The sequence below is a fragment of the Ruegeria sp. K11 genome (genome assembly GCF_056531905.1).
In genome coordinates this window covers 452575-469662 of sequence record NZ_JBQFMP010000001.1, presented here as the reverse complement: position 1 = coordinate 469662, position 17088 = coordinate 452575, and the positions used below count along the sequence as shown (strand labels likewise).

Genomic DNA, 17088 nt, shown 5'->3' with positions numbered 1-17088 from the left:
ACCACTCAGGACTATAATGAACACGCCGTTTGACGAAGAACCCCACCGCCGACCGGGCCTGTTTTCCCGGCTGCGCGCGTCTTTTCTGACGGGCATTGTCGTTATTGCACCTGTCTGGCTGACCGTCTGGCTGATCTGGTCCGTTGTGGGCTGGATCGACAGCGCCGTTCTGCCATTGATTCCGCAACGCTTTCAGCCCGAACAATATGTCGGCATCAACCTGCGCGGCGTTGGCGTGGTCATCTTCCTGCTGTTCACCATCATTGTCGGTTGGGTCGCCAAAGGGATTCTGGGCCGCTCGCTGATCCATTTTGCCGAAAGCCTGGTGGATCGGATGCCCGTTGTCCGTTCGGTCTATTCCGGCATCAAGCAAATCTCGGAAACGGTGTTTGCACAGACAGAACGCTCCTTTGAAAAAGCCTGCCTGATCCAATATCCCCGCCGCGGCATCTGGGCCATTGGATTTGTATCGACCACAGCCCGGGGCGAGGTGAGCGCACGCGCCGAAACCGGCGGCGAATTGCTGAGCGTTTTTGTCCCCACAACCCCCAACCCGACCTCAGGCTTTTTGCTGTTTTTCCCCGCCGAGGACGTGATCCTGCTGGACATGTCCATCGAAGAGGCGGCAAAACTGGTGATTTCCGCAGGTCTTGTTTATCCCAACGAAAAAGACCCGACCGAGCCGCCGGAATAATTATCCAAACATTTCAGGCAGATCCACGGTACTACGCACCCCCAGATCGTCTTTATTTTCCTTCAGAAACCGATCCGCAGCCCTGCGCCCGGCATCCTTGAGCTTGTGCAGGATCACCGGGTTGGGCACCGTCTTGGTTGCCACCGACAGGTCGTTCATTAACGCATCATCGGCGATCATGTGAACCAGAACCCGGCTCATCTCGCCCGCCTTCAGCTTACCTTCCGCCAACAGGCGCTGCACGAAACTGATCGCACGCAACTCACGAAACAGGGATGAGTTGAAACTGATCTCGTTGATCCGATTCTGAATCTGCTGCGGGGTTTTCGGCACCTCATCCCGCTCCAGCGGATTGATATTCACGATCACCAGATCGTCGGGCAAATCTCCGTTAAACAAGGGATACAGCGCGGGATTCCCGGTATATCCGCCATCCCAATAGGCCTCGGTCCGACCCGATTTCGGATCGAATATCTCAACCGCCTGAAACAGGTTGGGCAAACAGGCCGAAGCCAAAATCGCCGCCGTCGAGACATCCTCACCCGTAAACACACGGATTTTGCCGCTGCGCACGCAGGTTGCGCACACGAACAGTTGCGGTCCTTCATCCGCACAAATCGCATCGAAATTGAACCGCTCCACAACAGGCTCCAGCGGGTTGCGATAAAACGGGCCATAGGCATAAGGCGAAACCAGCCGCGACCACGCATCGCCCACGGAAAACGGCAACGAATACTCCATGGCCTGGGCAATCTGCGCGGGCTCGATGGCCTGCATCCAATTGGCCAGACGCATATCCCCGACGGCGCCCATCCGCGCCCACAGATCCTCCAGATTGGCCCGCGCTCCGTCGCGCCCATCGCGCACCATCCCGGATTTGAACGCAGCCCCGTTCAACGCCCCGGCCGAGGTGCCGGTGATCGCCGCAACCTCGATATCCTCTTCATCCAGAAACCGGTCCAGGACCCCCCAGGTAAAAGCGCCGTGCGCGCCGCCACCTTGCAATGCCAGATTAACCTTCTTCACGTCCCAACCCCTTCATCTTTTCCCAAATACTCCGGGGGCGTGGGGGCAGCGCCCCCACAAAACATCACAGCGCGGTCCAGCCGCCATCCACCGAAATCGTGGTCCCGGTGATCTGCGCTGCTGCATCGGAACACAGGAATATGGTGGTGCCACCCAATTGCTCGATCGTCGCAAACTCTTTCGACGGCTGCCGCTCCAGCAACACGTTCTTTATGACCTCGTCCCGGGTCATGTCGTATTCCTTCATCGTGTTGGGGATCTGGGAATCGATCAAAGGCGTCAGCACATAGCCCGGACAGATGGCGTTGCAGGTGATCGGCTCCTGCGCGGTTTCCAGCGCAACGGTCTTGGTCATGCCCACCACACCGTGCTTGGCCGCGATATAGGCTGCCTTGTAGGGCGATGCTGTCAACCCATGGGCCGAGGCGATGTTCACCACCCGTCCCCAGCCAGCCGCACGCATCATCGGCAAGGCCGCCGCCGTGGTATGAAAGGCCGAGTTCATGTTGATCGCAATGATCGCATCCCACTTGTCCGTCGGGAACTGATCAATGGGCGAGACATGCTGGATACCCGCATTGTTCACCAGAATGTCGCAAGACCCGGCCTGTTCGATCAGGGCCCGGCACTCTTCGCCCTTCGACATATCCGCCTTGATATAGCGCGCCCGGGTTCCGGTCTCTGTCGATATCTCATCGGCCAGCGCATGATCCTCGTCCCGGTCGGTGAACGAGTTCAAAACGACATGCGCCCCCGCCTTTGCCAATTCACGCGCGATACCCAAACCGATGCCGGAGTTCGACCCCGTGATGATCGCTGTCTTGCCTGCCACGCTCATGGCTGCCCTCTCTGTCTAAACCTCGTCATCCGCACAGTGCCATGCTGCACCTGCAAAGAAAACGGGGAATGATCCGGGGGCGACATCTGGCCCGATTACGGCCAAAAAAAACGCCCGCACGAAGCGGGCGTTAAGTTATTGAGGCAGGTTTCATACAGGCAAGAAACCTATCGAGCAGTGCACCCTTTATAAGCAATTCCACGCCTTCGTCCAAGCTAAAAGTTTGATAATAAGAAAAATCATCGCTACGGTGATCCCCAACAAAATAAGGCCAGAGCAGGATTGTTTCCAAAATGAGCCCCTATTATCTCCGCCCCGTTCGTTCTCTGATCGCGGGAATCAACTGCATTTTTCTGGGTGCTATCGCTAACGCAGAATCGGCTCATGGCATAGCTATGTATGGCGACCCGGCCCTACCACCGGATTTTGTGTCGCTACCTTACGCCAATCCGAATGCGCCGAAAGGTGGCAAAGTCGTTTTCGGGAATATCGGCGGCTATAACAGTTTGAACCCGTTTGTGCAAAAAGGCACCCCTCCGTGGCAATTGCGATTTTGGACCCATGAAAGCCTGATGGGCCGATCCTGGGACGAACCTTTCACTCTTTACGGGTTGTTAGCCGAATCAGTTGAGACGGATTCGGACCGGACATGGGTCGAATTCACCCTGCGCGAAGACGCCCGATTCTCGGATGGCACGCCAGTCACCATCGATGACGTGATCTGGTCGTACGAGACTTTGGGCACCGAAGGTCACCTGCGCTATCGCGGACTTTGGGGCAAGATCGACAGCATCGAGCAAACCGGTCCGCGCAGCGTTCGGATCACTTTTAATGAACCCGACCGAGAACTCGCGCTGATCGCCGGATTGCGGCCCATCCTGCAAAAGGCGCAATGGGAGGGTAAGGATTTTGCCGACGCCCCCCTGCAAGACATTCCAATCGGCACCGGCCCTTACGTCATCGACGATTATGAGGCCGGGCGCTATGTCACCCTGCGTCGCAATCCAGAGTACTGGGGCAGCGATATACCGTTCCGCAAGGGCACGATGAACCTCGATGAAATCCGCCTCGAGTTTTATGGCGATGGCACGGTTCTGTTTGAAGCGTTCAAGGCCGGGGAATTGACCGCGGTTCGTGAATTCAACGCCGATAAATGGGACACCCAATACAGGTTCCCGGCAATCGACCGTGGCGATGTGATCAAGACCGAGATACCGCATGGCAAACCCTCGGGCATGACCGGCTTTGTGATGAACACCCGCAAAGCGCCCTTTGACGACTGGCGCGTGCGCGAGGCCCTGACCCAAGCGTTCAATTTCGAATTCATCAACGACACGATCACCGGCGGGGCGCAACCGCGCATCACCTCATATTTCTCGGGTTCTGATCTCGCCATGCAACCCGGACCAGCCTCGGGTCGGGTGCAGGAGCTATTGACCAGGTTCGCGGACGATCTGCCCCCGGGAGCGATGGAAGGGTACACCCTGCCCGTCAGCGACGGCTCGGCGCGCAACCGTGCGAACATCCGCAAGGCCACGCAACTTTTGGCCGAGGCGGGCTGGACCATTCAGAACGGGCAATTGCGCAACCAGAATGGCGAGCCGTTCACAATCACCGTATTGCTGCAACAGGGTGATACCGAAAGTGAAACGGCCATCGAAATCTACGCCCGCGCGCTGGAACGCCTGGGCATCAACGTATCGACAGAACAGGTCGACAGCGCTCAGTTCACCGGTCGCACGTCCGATCTGGATTTCGACGTGACCTTCTTCCGCCGCGCGCTGTCCTTGTCACCCGGTAACGAACAGCGCCTGTATTGGGGCAGCGAAAACGCTGATACACCGGGGACGCGCAATCTGATGGGCGTAGCCTCGCCCGCCGTAGACGGGTTGATTGATGCGATGCTGGCTTCGGAAAGCCGCGCGGATTTCGTGGCCGCAACCCGCGCGCTGGACCGGGTTCTGACAGCAGGTCGGTATGTCATTCCGATCTGGAATTTTGATGTCGGTCGCATCGCCCATGCCAAGCAGCTTAAACAGCCGCAGACTTTGCCGATTTACGGCGATGGCCCCGAGTACATGCCGCAGGTTTGGTGGTACGAGGAGTGATCGGCTGACATAGGTGGATCATCTACGGTCATGCGACCGTCAGACACAGGCGATGATTGTCTGTTCCAAAGACATGTTAAGGACAATCGGCGAAATTCGGCGCATCGGCCGGAGCCCACCACAAACTGTGGGCTTGCTTGTGTCATCCCCAATATTTGGGCGAAAATCGAAAATCTTGTAAAACTGAAACATGCATAAACAAAGAACTTTACATATCCGATCTTTAGCATATAAATTCCTAACAAATGAACTAACCAAATAGTTCTTAAGGTTTAAGATCTTAAAGGTTGGACACTACTCAGTCCGGGCTGTTTTTGCCTGCGATCAAAACGGACAGGCCGCCACTCACTCCAAAGCATGTCCGTTAGCCCGTTGCGCAACGCCGCAGCGGGTTTTTTCATCTCCAATCATGTGCTCAACCTGCGACATTTTGTCATGTCCGTGATCTCGACGGCCCGTTCGTACTCTGGTGTTGGGGAGAGCAATCCTGAAACCTGACAAGGGAGGCTCGCAGATGTTGAACTGGAACGATCTGACGCAGGACTGGGCTGCGTCTTACGCGCGCGCCAAGCGACGCTTTCCAAACCTGCGTGACACAGACATGGCGTTGGTTCCACGGGACCGCAAACAGTTCGAGGCCTATCTGGCCGAACGCCATCAGCTGACGGTAAACGAAGCCCGCGAAGAACTTGAGGATTTTCTGTTCACCGAAAGCCTGAACCGCGAGGCCGGGCTACCCTTAAGCAAGTGACGTCACCCACAGGATCGTCGCGTCCTCATCACTGACCGAAATAACGTTGTGGCCCATGCTGCCGTCATAATAGGCACTGTCGCCGCGACGCATCTCCACGGGCTCATAGAATTCGGTAAACAGGCGCACGACGCCAGTCAGCACATACAGAAATTCTTCGCCGTCGTGACGCACCCAGCCTTCGAATTCTTCCATGGAACGGGCGCGAACACGGGCACGGTAGGGTAGCATCTGCTTTTTGGTCAGCGTTTCAGCCAAAAGCTCATGCTCATATGTCGTCGTGGGGTGGGCAGCGCCCTCACCCATTCTGGTAACGGCCATCCGCCCGATCACCTGTTCGCGCTGCGGCGGTGTGAACAGTTGCGGCACGGAAATCTCAAGCCCCACCGCCAGCTTCTTGAGCGCGTCATATGTGGGAGACATCTGGCCGTTCTCAATCTTGCTCAGCGTCGAGCGCGCCAGCCCGGCCTGATTGGCGGCCTGCTCCAACGTCCATTTGCGGGCCTTGCGCAGTTCACGCACCCGTGCCCCCAGATCGACGGGCTCCAATTCCGTATCCACACCGTTATCCCGGGCAATACGGACGATAGATTTGTGATCTCGACTGGTCATGCGCCATTCTATAGGGCGGCGGTGCCGGGCTTGCAACGCACCGCTGCCGACGGTAGCCAGTTCGGATGTTGTCGATCTTCGATCAGGGCCCGCCGCCCCCCTGCCCATCCCCGTTCAATTTGGCCGCACATGTGCTGCGCCATGCCTCGGACTGCGCCGAGAAAACCGCACTGTCTATCCTGGGGCAGAATGGGGCGCAGAACTGGACGTTTGCGGAACTGGAAAGGTCGATTCTGGCGACGGGGACCGGACTGTTGCGCACGGGCCTTATCCCCGGCGACATTGTCCTTTTACGTCTGGGCAACACCGTTGATTTCCCCATCGCCTATCTGGCGGCTATCGCCGTAGCCCTTGTTCCGGTGCCTACATCATCGCAGTTGACCGAACCGGAGACCGCCAAGCTCATTGCAGAGCTCGCGCCCGCCGCCATCCTGCGCGACCCGGACGTGACAAGCGCCCCGCACCCCAAGCAGATTATGCTGGACGAACTGGCGGCGATGCGCAGCCTGCCACCCGCCCGCTACACGTTCGGTGATCCTGATCGTCTGGCCTATGTCGTCTATACCTCGGGCACCTCTGGCAATCCACGCGCGGTGGCCCATGCACATCGGGCGATCTGGGCGCGGCAGATGATGGTGGACGGCTGGTACGGGCTGCACTCGACGGATCGCTTGTGCCACGCGGGGGCGTTCAACTGGACCTATACGTTGGGCACCGGTTTGATGGACCCCTGGACCATTGGCGCCACCGCGCTGATCCCACAACCGGGAACCGACACCGCGGACCTGCCAGACCTGTTGCGCCAAAGCAAGGCAACCATTTTTGCCGCCGCGCCGGGTGTCTACCGCAAGATGCTGGATGGAAAGGATCGGATCGACCTGCCGGCGCTGCGCCACGGGCTGAGCGCGGGTGAAAAACTGTCACGATCCCTGCACGAAGACTGGATACGCGCGACGGGGACCGAGCTGTACGAGGCTTATGGCATGTCCGAATGCTCGACCTTCATTTCTTCCAGTCCCGACCACCCCGCTCGAAGTATGGCCCTGGGGCAACCACAGCCGGGTCGTCGGGTTGCGATCTTGGGACCAGACGGGCCGGTGCCGCAGGGCCAGGAAGGGACGATTGCGGTGCATCGGTCGGACCCCGGGCTGATGCTAACCTACCTCAATGCGCCTGACGAGGCGCAGGCGCGGATGCAGGGTGACTGGTTTCTGACCGGTGATCAGGGCGCGATGGCCATCGACGGGCAAATCACCTATCTGGGCCGGGACGACGACATGATGAACGCGGGCGGCTATCGTGTGTCCCCCGTCGAGGTCGAGAACGTTTTGTCTCATCACCCCGGGATCACACAGGCCGGAGCAGCCGCAGTCGAGGTCAAACCGGACACATACGTAATCGCCGCCTTCTATACCGGCCCGGAAAAACTGGACGAAGCGACCCTGCACACCTATGTCTCTGACAAGCTGGCGCGCTACAAACAGCCGCGCGCCTTTGTTCATCTTCCCACGTTGCCCACCGGAGGTAACGGAAAACTCCTGCGCCGTGCCCTGCCGGCCTATTTCAAGGCGACGCCCGAATGACCCAAACCGTCAAGCTGGACATCATGTCCGACCCGATCTGCCCGTGGTGCTATATCGGCAAGACCCATTTGGACAAGGCGCTGGCCGCAGTGCCCGGCCATCCGTTTGTGATCGAATGGCACCCGTTCCAGCTGAACCCTGACATGCCCGATGCAGGCATGGATCGCCGTGAATATCTTGAGCGGAAATTCGGCGGCAAGGACGGGGCGGTGCGCGCATATGCGCCGGTTGTCGAACATGCCGAGACTGCCGGGCTGAGCATTGATTTCGAAGGGATGAAACGCACCCCGAACACACTGGATGCTCACCGTCTGATTCACTGGGCCGGGATCGAGGGCAAGCAGAACGCCGTCGTGGACGCGCTGTTCAAAGCCTATTTCGTCGAAACACGCGATATCGGCGATCACGAGGTTCTGGCCGACATTGCCGACAGTGTTGGCATGGACGCCGCAGTTGTGTTGAAGCTGTTGCAATCGGATGCCGACCGCGAGGATATTCGGGGGCGTGACACGCATTCGCGGCAGATGGGCATCAACTCGGTCCCGACCTTCATCGTTGCCAACCAGCACGCGGTTCCGGGTGCTCAACCCCCTGAATTATGGGGTAAAGTGATCAACGAAATTATGTCTCAACTTGAGACTTCTCCTGCAGAATAGCACAGACCCTTGTGCAAATTTCCGATCTAGCCCCTTACCCGTTGCCGTGATAGCGCATCGGGGAAGGAGCCCCTCATGTCCAACCGTATGTCGCGCGGCGAGTTCATTGCGCTGATCGCAATGATGTTCGCCACGATCGCGTTTTCGATCGATTCCATGCTGCCTGCGCTGCCGGAAATCGGCGCGCAACTGAGCCCGGATGATGTGAACAAGGCGCAGTTGATCCTGACATCTTTTGTGCTGGGGATGGGGATCGGGACCTTCTTTACCGGCCCGATTTCAGACGCGGTCGGGCGCAAACCGGTGATTTATGGAGGCGCCGCCCTCTATATTCTGGCATCCATCGTTGCCTGGGCGAGCTCCTCGCTCGAGCTCGTTCTGGCCGCGCGCGTCGCACAAGGTCTGGGCGCGGCTGGTCCGCGTGTCGTTGCCATGGCCATCATCCGCGACCTGTATTCCGGGCGCGAGATGGCCCGGATCATCTCAATTGCCATGATGATCTTCACACTGGTCCCCGCCGCTGCCCCGATGCTGGGTGCTGGTGTGATCGCCCTTGTCGGTTGGCGGGGAATCTTCATCTCGTTCATCCTGTTTGCCCTGATTACCGTTGTGTGGATGGGCACCCGCCTGCCCGAGTCTCTGCCGCGTGAAAACCGGCGTCCGTTCCGTCTGCCGCTGATGATCTCGGCCGCGCAAGAGATGTTCGCGCATCCCACGGTACGCCTGTCCATTCTGGTACAAACGCTGTGCATGGGCATTCTGTTCACCATGTTGACCATGGTGCAGCCCGTCTATGACGTGATCCATGATCGCGGCGACAGCTTCCCGTTCTGGTTCGGCTTTGTCGCCCTGATGTCCGGATCGGCCAGCCTGCTGAACGCCGCCCTAGTGGTGCGTGTTGGCATGCGACGCATGGTGACATGGGCGCTGGGGATACAGATATTGGTAACAAGCTGCGTCATTTTGCTGAATATGGCCCCCCTGTCGGCGGACGCCTCATTTGCCCTGTTTGTCTCTTGGCAGACCGCCGTGTTCTTCATGGCCGGCGTCACCATGGGCAACCTCAACGCCATCGCGATGGAGCCCATGGGCCATATTGCGGGCATGGCGGCCTCGGTCATCGGGTCGGTCGCGACCGTGCTGGCCGCAGCCATTGCCGCGCCGATCGGGCTGTTGTTTGACGGCTCGATCACGCCGCTGACCGCAGGCATCCTGATCATGTGCATCGTTGGGTTTGGCCTCATGCTGCATATGGGCCGTGTGGAAAACCGACTGCCCGCCTGATCTGTGCAGACCCGGTGAATCACGCTAATCTGCCTCGCAGAACGTGGGGGAGATGAAAGATGACCGACTATTATGATCTGGGCACCTATTCCTGCCCGGTCACGACATCCTCGACCGAGGCGCAGCTGTGGTTCGACCGGGGGCTGGTCTGGACCTATGGCTACAACCATGACGAGGCGGTTGTGTGCTTTCAGCGCGCGCTGGAGTTTGACCCTGCTTGTGCCATGGCTCATTGGGGCGTCGCCTATGCAGCCGGGCCAAATTACAACCTGCCCTGGGACCTGCGCGACGTCAAAGGACAGCAGAAATCTTTGGCGCTGGCCTATGATGCCACGCAACAGGCGCTGGTCTGCGCCGAAGGATGCACTGAGGTCGAACAAGCCCTGATCAACGCCCTGCCCGCCCGTTATCCTCAGCGCGACCCGATCGAGGACATGAACGGCTGGGATCACAATTATGCCGATGCCATGCGCGCGGCTTTTGCCCGGCATCCCGATCATCTGGACCTGCGCACGATCTTTGTCGAGGCGCTGATGAATCTGACCCCCTGGCAGATGTGGGATCTTAAATCCGGCCAGCCCGCCAAGGGGGCTGCGACGCTTGAGGCGCAAAAGGCGCTGGAAGACGCCATGTCCGACGACCCGAACGCGATGCAGCATCCGGGTTTGCTGCACCTGTACGTTCATCTGATGGAGATGTCGCCCACACCGGAAAAAGCCCTGAGAGCCGGAGACATTTTGCGCACTCTGGTCCCCGATGCTGGGCATCTTGTGCATATGCCCACGCATATCGACGTTCTGTGCGGCCATTACCATGATGTCGTCTACTGGAACGAGAAAGCCACCGAAGCAGACTTGAAATATTACGAGCGCGAAGGGGCGTTCAACATCTACACCGGGTATCGCCAGCACGACTATCACTTCGCCATCTACGGCGCGCTGTTTCTGGGCCAGATGGAACCGGCGCTGCGCGCCAACAAGGGGCTGTGGGACACCACACCCGAGGAGATGCTGCGCATCGAAAGCCCGCCTATGGCCGATTACTTTGAAAGCTACATGTCGATGGGGCCGCATATCCTAATCCGGTTCGGTCGCTGGGAAGAGGCCAAAGCGCTGGAGCTGCCAGAAGACCCGGACCTCTACCTGACGGTCACGGCCACCACGCATTATGCACGCGCCATCGCTTTTGCCGCCACAGATCAGGTGGCTGAAGCCGAGGCCGAAGAACAGGTGTTCCTGGCCGCCAAGGCCCGCGTGCCCGAAACCCGGCTGCTGCACAACAACCGGGTGATTGACCTGCTCGACATCGCCCGTGAAATGCTGCGCGGCGAGATCGAATATCGCAAAGGTAACTTTGAGGCGGCATTTGTGCATCTGCGGCGCTCGGTCGAGCTGGACGACAATTTGCCCTATGACGAGCCCTGGGGATGGATGCAGCCAACGCGCCATGCCCTTGGCGCGCTGCTGTTCGAACAAGGGCACACGGACGAAGCCGAACAGGTCTATCGCGAGGATCTGGGCCTTGGCGGCTCACTCAGCCGCGCCTCGATCCACCCTGATAACGTTTGGAGCCTGAAGGGTCTGCATGATTGTCTCAAATCCCGTGGCGAAACGGTCGAGATCAGGCAGATCAAACAGCGTCTTGATCTTGCTCTGGCGCGGGCAGACCGGGCGGTTGGCGCCTCGTGCTTTTGCGCACAGGCCGCGATGAGGGCGGCGGAATGAGGGTTTGGGCCTTTCTATGTGCCATAGCCATCTGCGGACCTGCTTTGGCAGACCGACAGACTTTTCCTCCTGTGGATGAAGCAGATCGTGACCCGTCGCTGGTGGCGTTTCGCAGCGAATTGCTCAGACATATCGCCGACCGAAACGCGGATGCCGTTGTGGCCGCGGCCTGCCCGGAGATTTACCTGAGCCACGGCAGCAATGGTGGCCCTGAAGAATTTCGCCTGAACCTGACCGTCCCCCCTGAAACACTGGCGGAAGAATACCAGGCCGAAGCGGACGACCTAAGCGAGTTTTACTGGAGCGAATTGCAGAAAACCCTGTCCCAACCGGGATACTTTGATGATCAGGGTGAGTTCTGGATGCCCCATCATTGGCGCTTGTCGCTGCCCGCCTCTCTGGATCCATTCACTGCGTTCTTTGTCGCCGCCGAAAATGTCACCCTGCGTCAGACCCCATCCCGGGCTGGGCCCATCCTGGCGCTAATCAGCCATGAGGTGGTCATTATCCCAGATTACGTGCCGGACAGTGAATACCAAAGTGTCCGTCTGACGGACGGCACAGCCGGACATATGCTCAGCGACTCGCTCTGGTCCATGGTTGGGTACCGCGCTGCCTTCGTCAAATCGGACGCTGGTAACTGGCAGCTGTGTACCTTTGTCACTGGCGACTAGGCTTTCGCCTTCTTCTTTACGGCCACAACTTTCTCGGCCAGATCACGGGCGATGGCAAAGGCCCCCTTAATCTTGTCGCTGTCCTTCTTCCAATCGCGCCGCACCACGATCTTGTTGTCCTTAACCTTGGCCAGCCCGCGCTGGTTCTGGATAAACTCGACCAGCCCTTCGGGTGAGGCGAATTTGTCGTTGTGAAACTGAATCGTCGCGCCTTTTGGCCCGCCGTCCAGCTTGGCAATCCCCGCCCGTTTGCACATCGCTTTGATACGCACGACCAACATCAGGGTGTTCACCTCTTTCGGCAGCGTACCGAACCGGTCGATCAGTTCAGCAGCAAAGCCTTCCAACTCGACCTTGGTCGAAAGCGAGGACAGACGGCGATAGAGCCCCAGACGCACGTCAAGATCGGGCACGTAATCCTCGGGGATCAGCACGGGAACACCCAGATTGATCTGCGGGGCCCATTGGTCGTCTGCATCAGACAGACCCTCCATCTCGCCCGCCTTGATCTTGGCAATCGCTTCTTCCAGCATCGACTGGTAGAGTTCATAGCCCACGTCGCGCATCTGGCCCGACTGTTCCTCGCCCAGCAGGTTACCCGCGCCACGAATGTCCAGATCCTGCGAAGCCAGCGTGAACCCCGCCCCAAGCGTATCCAGCGAGCCCAGAACGCGCAGACGTTTCTCAGCGGTCGCGGTCAGCCGCGCACGGGGTTTGGTGGTAAGATAAGCGTAGGCGCGCGTCTTGGACCGCCCCACCCGGCCCCGGATTTGGTACAACTGTGCCAACCCGAACATATCCGCCCGGTGCACAACCATCGTGTTTGCCGTCGGAATATCCAGCCCGCTTTCCACAATTGTCGTGGCCAGCAGAACGTCATACTTACCGTCGTAAAAGGCGTTCATCCGGTCATCGAGTTCACCCGCTGCCATCTGTCCATGCGCAACCACATAGGTCAGTTCCGGCAGTTGTTCTTTCAGGAATTCCTCGATCTCGGGCAGATCCGAGATGCGCGGGACCACATAGAAGCTCTGTCCACCACGGTAATGCTCGCGCAGCAACGCCTCGCGGATCGTCACCGCGTCGAACTCGCTGACATAGGTGCGGATCGCCAGACGGTCTATGGGCGGTGTGCCGATGATCGACAGATCGCGCACACCGGTCAGGGACAGTTGCAGCGTGCGCGGGATCGGCGTGGCGGTCAGGGTCAGAACATGCACATCTGAGCGCAGCTGTTTCAGGCGTTCCTTGTGGCCAACGCCAAAATGCTGTTCTTCGTCGATGATCAGCAGGCCGAGATTTTGAAACCGAACCCCCTTGGCCAGCAGCGCGTGGGTTCCAATCACGATATCGACCGTTCCGCGCGCCATTCCGTCGCGAGTTTGCTGGGCCTCTTTCGCGGACACAAAACGGGACAATTGCCGGACCTCAAGCGGGAAACCCCGGAAACGTTCCTTGAAGCTGGCCGCGTGTTGGCGCGCCAGCAGCGTTGTCGGCGCAATCACCGCTACCTGCACGCCAGACATGGCGGCGACAAAGGCGGCGCGCATGGCGACTTCGGTTTTGCCAAAGCCCACATCACCGCAGATCAGACGGTCCATCGGCGCGCCAGAGTGCATGTCCTCCATCACCTCGGAAATCGCCCGCAACTGGTCGTCGGTTTCCTGATAGGGGAAGCGCGCGCTGAACTCCTCCCATGCGTGGGGCGGCGGGTCCATGACCGGGGCCTTGCGCAAGGCGCGTTCGGCCGCGATGCGGATCAGCTTATCCGCCATCTCGCGGATGCGTTCCTTCAGCTTGGCCTTCTTGGCCTGCCATGCGCCGCCGCCCAGCCGGTCCAGCAGACCTTCGTCATGACCATACTTGGACAGCAGTTCGATATTCTCGACCGGCAGGTACAGCTTGGCCTGTTCCGCATATTCCAACAGCAGGCATTCATGCGCGGCCCCGGCGGCGGTGACGACCTCCATCCCCTGATACCGCCCGATCCCGTGATCCACGTGCACCACCAGATCACCGGGGGATAGCGATTGCGTTTCGGTCAGGAAATTCTCGGCCTTGCGGCGTTTTTTGGGCTGACGGATCAGGCGGTCGCCCAGAACGTCCTGTTCTGAGATCACCGTCAAATCGGGCGTTTCGAAGCCGTGCTCCAACGCCCAGACAGCCAGATGCAGCCCCCGCTTGCCGACGCGGGTGCCATCCGAAACGGGGATCGCCTCGGCCAGCCCCTCATCTTCGATCAAGCCTGTCAGGCGTTCCCGCGCGCCTTCGGAATAAGAGGCGATCAGCACCGGCCCCTTGGCCATCTTGTCCGTGATATGCGCCGCCAAAGCACCAAACAGGCTGATGCTTTCCTGCTGGCGTTCGGGCGCAAAGTTGCGCCCAATCCGTCCGCCAGCGTCGATCACTCCCGGCCCGCTGGCCTGCGGCAAAGGGCTGAACTGCAGCACCCGCCGGTCGCCCACCGCCTGTTCCCACGCGGCGTCATCCAGATACAGCAATCCGGGCGGGGTCGGTTTATAGACCGTATCCATGCGCGAGCGGTTTTCGAGCGCCAGCTTTCGCGTCTCATACTGATCTGCAATCGTGTCCCACCGCGCCAGCCGCGCAGGTGTCACCTGATCATCCACGGTGATCGTCGCATCGGGCAAATAATCGAACAGGGTTTCCAGTTTTTCATGAAAAAACGGCAGCCAGTGTTCGATGCCCTGATGCTTGCGACCTGCGCTGACCGCCTCGTACAGGGGATCGTCCGTGCCTGCAGCGCCGAATTCGATACGATAATTCTGGCGGAACCGGGTAATGGCCGCTTCGTCCAGAATGACTTCGGAGACCGGAGCCAGTTCCACAACATCAAGCTTTTCGGTGGTGCGCTGTGACACCGGGTCAAAGCGGCGGACACCGTCCAGAACGTCTCCGAACAGGTCCAGACGCACAGGCCCGGAATCGCCCGGAGGGAAGATGTCGATGATGCCGCCGCGAATTGCATAATCGCCGGGCTCCATCACCGTTGGGCTTTGAATAAATCCCATGCGGACAAGGAAATTCCGCAGCGCCTCTTCATCGATTCGGTGATCCACGCGCGCGGTAAACGCCGCCTCGCGCAGCACCTCGCGCGCGGGCACACGCTGGGCTGCTGCGTTCAGCGTGGTCAGCAGAACGAACCGATCGGGCATCTGATGCACCAGCGCCGCCAGTGTCGCCACCCGCGCGGCCGAGATATCGGCATTGGGTGACACCCGGTCATAGGGCAGACAATCCCAGCCGGGAAAGACAAAGACCGGCATGTCGGGGGCAAAGAAAGCCAGCGCGGCGCGCATCGCCTCCATCCGTTTGTCGTCCCGCGCGACATGGCACACAGGACCGCCGGAACGGGCGATCTCGGTCAGGACAAGCTGCGCGTCAAACCCCTCGGGGGCGCCGCCAACTGTTACGTGGTTCGGAGCCGTCATCGCTCAGCCTTTCTGATCTCACAACCCCAGAACGCCAATCGTAAAGTTCTGATACATGCCCCACAGTGAGGTGATCAAAATCGAAATCATACCGATGATTTGCGTATAAATTCGACACCGCGTCAGCGTCTTGGACACGATCTCAAGCGTGGCTTCCTGCCGCTGCAACTTTCGGGCGGCACCGATATTGACCAACGTCACCAAACATAGCGGAAACAGCAACAAAAACACCGCCTGCGCAAATTCGAGGCCATAATAGAAACCCATTGTCGCCAGCCCGGTGAACAAAAAGCAGCAGATCGCCAGAATCACCAAGCCGGACGCATCCACGATATAGAGCAGCCGGTTCACGTTGATCCGCACGATGTCCAGCAAATCCCGCTCGGTCTGCCCGCCAACCCGGCGGGCGCGCACCACCAGGTCATAGGGAACCCCCATGGCCCAATGACTTGCCGAAGACCACAACACCGCCAATCCGATCCAGAACCACAGATTCGAAAAACTGCGCATGTCGATGATTTCAAAAATCGAAGAGTAAATGTCCAAGCGTCAGCCCTTTTGCATTTTGTCTTTAGGGAGCTTCCTTGCACACACGCGACTATCGTTACCCTTGAGACTACCGGCATTTCATGCCACCCAATGCAGGAATATTCAAGGAGAGCGCGCCATGAAACCGACCATTGCCCCCTATCCCCTGACCCGCTTCCGCAGGGCGCGGCAGTCTGATCCGATCCGGCGGTTGGTGCGCGAAAATACCCTGACCACAGATGATCTGATCTGGCCGGTTTTCGTACGCGACGGTGAAGGGATCGAGGAGCCCGTCCCCTCGATGCCCGGTGTTGTCCGTCGGTCAGTTGACCTGATTGCCAAGGCGGCGGTCGAGGCGCAGGCGCTTGGAATCCCTGCGATCTGCATCTTTCCTTATACCGATGCCAGTCTGAAAACCGAAGACTGCGCCGAGGCGTGGAACCCCGACAACCTGTCAAACCGGGCGATCCGCGCGATCAAGGCCGCGACTCCGGACATCGCGGTCATGACCGACGTGGCCCTGGACCCCTATAACATTAATGGCCATGACGGGTATGTGGTCGATGGCGAGATTGTGAATGACCAGACCCTCGATGCGCTGGTGAAAATGACGCTGGCACAGGCCGAGGCCGGGGCCGATATCATCGGGCCATCGGACATGATGGACGGTCGCATCGGTCAGATGCGCCGCGCGTTGGAAGCCGCCGGGCATAAGAATGTAATGATCCTGAGCTATGCCGCGAAATATGCCAGCGCCTTTTATGGCCCGTTCCGCGATGCGGTCGGCGCATCCGGCGCGCTTACGGGGGACAAGAAAACCTATCAGATGGATCCGGCAAATTCGAACGAGGCGCTGCGGCTGATCGAGCGTGATCTGACCGAAGGTGCCGATATGGTCATGATCAAGCCCGGAATGCCCTATCTGGACATCTGTCGCCGAGTAAAAGACACGTTCGGCGCGCCGACATATGCCTATCAGGTATCCGGAGAATACGCGATGATCCAGGCAGCGGCGCAGAATGGCTGGATCGATGGCGAAAAGGTCATGCTGGAAAGCCTGCTGGCCTTCAAGCGTGCGGGCTGTGACGGTATCCTGACCTATTTCGCACCCGAAGTCGCCCGGCTGATGCAGGGTTAAAAGCTGAATTTCCTGCGAAT

The 17088-nt window shown here is 59.1% G+C and carries 14 protein-coding genes; 9 read left to right on the top strand and 5 right to left on the bottom strand.

The annotated features are described in order from the left end of the window. Positions 1–16: 16 nt before the first annotated feature. Entirely contained in the window at positions 17–694 is a 678-nt protein-coding gene (locus ACR0K4_RS02350; RefSeq protein ID WP_480852655.1) for a DUF502 domain-containing protein, read from the top strand. Here the strand turns inward: ACR0K4_RS02350 and ACR0K4_RS02345 are convergent, their stop codons facing one another. Together ACR0K4_RS02345 and ACR0K4_RS02340 are read right to left on the bottom strand one after the other, a co-directional pair. Then, a complete protein-coding gene (locus ACR0K4_RS02345) occupies positions 695–1720 on the bottom strand; it encodes a patatin-like phospholipase family protein (protein WP_480852654.1) in 1026 nt (341 codons plus the stop codon). 64 nt (positions 1721–1784) lie between these two features. After that, positions 1785–2558, bottom strand: coding sequence for a 3-hydroxybutyrate dehydrogenase (locus tag ACR0K4_RS02340; protein ID WP_480852653.1), 774 nt, complete (start codon positions 2556–2558; stop codon positions 1785–1787). 293 nt (positions 2559–2851) lie between these two features. Between ACR0K4_RS02340 and ACR0K4_RS02335 the strand changes: the two genes are divergently transcribed. Both ACR0K4_RS02335 and ACR0K4_RS02330 read left to right on the top strand, forming a co-directional pair. Then, a complete protein-coding gene (locus ACR0K4_RS02335; RefSeq protein ID WP_480852652.1) occupies positions 2852–4666 on the top strand; it encodes an extracellular solute-binding protein in 1815 nt (604 codons plus the stop codon). A 514-nt stretch (positions 4667–5180) separates the two neighbouring features. Continuing rightward, a complete protein-coding gene (locus ACR0K4_RS02330) occupies positions 5181–5417 on the top strand; it encodes a hypothetical protein (protein WP_480515098.1) in 237 nt (78 codons plus the stop codon). Here the strand turns inward: ACR0K4_RS02330 and ACR0K4_RS02325 are convergent. After that, on the bottom strand, positions 5406–6029 hold the full coding sequence (locus tag ACR0K4_RS02325; protein ID WP_480515100.1) for a helix-turn-helix domain-containing protein: 624 nt from the start codon (positions 6027–6029) through the stop codon (positions 5406–5408). The genes ACR0K4_RS02330 and ACR0K4_RS02325 overlap by 12 nt on opposite strands. Before the next feature lie 65 nt (positions 6030–6094). Here ACR0K4_RS02325 and ACR0K4_RS02320 point away from each other — a divergent pair, with 65 nt between their 5' ends. From ACR0K4_RS02320 to ACR0K4_RS02300, 5 genes are all read left to right on the top strand, one after another. Beyond that, complete coding sequence (locus ACR0K4_RS02320) at positions 6095–7612, top strand: class I adenylate-forming enzyme family protein (RefSeq protein ID WP_480852651.1); 1518 nt, start codon at positions 6095–6097, stop codon at positions 7610–7612. Beyond that, on the top strand, positions 7609–8268 hold the full coding sequence (locus ACR0K4_RS02315) for a DsbA family oxidoreductase (RefSeq protein WP_480852650.1): 660 nt from the start codon (positions 7609–7611) through the stop codon (positions 8266–8268). Before ACR0K4_RS02320 ends, ACR0K4_RS02315 begins: the two co-directional genes overlap by 4 nt. A gap of 75 nt (positions 8269–8343) precedes the next feature. After that, positions 8344–9552 (top strand): multidrug effflux MFS transporter, encoded by a 1209-nt coding sequence (locus tag ACR0K4_RS02310; RefSeq protein ID WP_480852649.1) that lies wholly within the window; start codon positions 8344–8346, stop codon positions 9550–9552. Positions 9553–9611: 59 nt separating this feature from the next. Further along, the gene (locus ACR0K4_RS02305; protein ID WP_480852648.1) at positions 9612–11276 is read left to right on the top strand and encodes a tetratricopeptide repeat protein; all 1665 of its coding nucleotides are present in this window, start codon (positions 9612–9614) and stop codon (positions 11274–11276) included. A gap of 44 nt (positions 11277–11320) precedes the next feature. After that, entirely contained in the window at positions 11321–11950 is a 630-nt protein-coding gene (locus ACR0K4_RS02300; protein ID WP_480852647.1) for an SH3 domain-containing protein, read from the top strand. On the opposite strand, the gene mfd is transcribed toward ACR0K4_RS02300, so the two are convergent. Together mfd and ACR0K4_RS02290 are read right to left on the bottom strand one after the other, a co-directional pair. Then, positions 11947–15402: a transcription-repair coupling factor gene (mfd, locus tag ACR0K4_RS02295; protein WP_480852646.1), complete on the bottom strand. Its 3456-nt coding sequence runs from the start codon at positions 15400–15402 to the stop codon at positions 11947–11949. The two genes, ACR0K4_RS02300 and mfd, sit on opposite strands and share 4 nt — an antisense overlap. A gap of 18 nt (positions 15403–15420) precedes the next feature. Further along, positions 15421–15948 (bottom strand): component of SufBCD complex, encoded by a 528-nt coding sequence (locus ACR0K4_RS02290; protein WP_480515113.1) that lies wholly within the window; start codon positions 15946–15948, stop codon positions 15421–15423. Between the two features lie 121 nt (positions 15949–16069). Between ACR0K4_RS02290 and hemB the strand changes: the two genes are divergently transcribed. After that, a complete protein-coding gene (hemB, locus tag ACR0K4_RS02285) occupies positions 16070–17068 on the top strand; it encodes a porphobilinogen synthase (RefSeq protein WP_480852645.1) in 999 nt (332 codons plus the stop codon). The last annotated feature ends 20 nt before the right edge of the window (positions 17069–17088 follow it).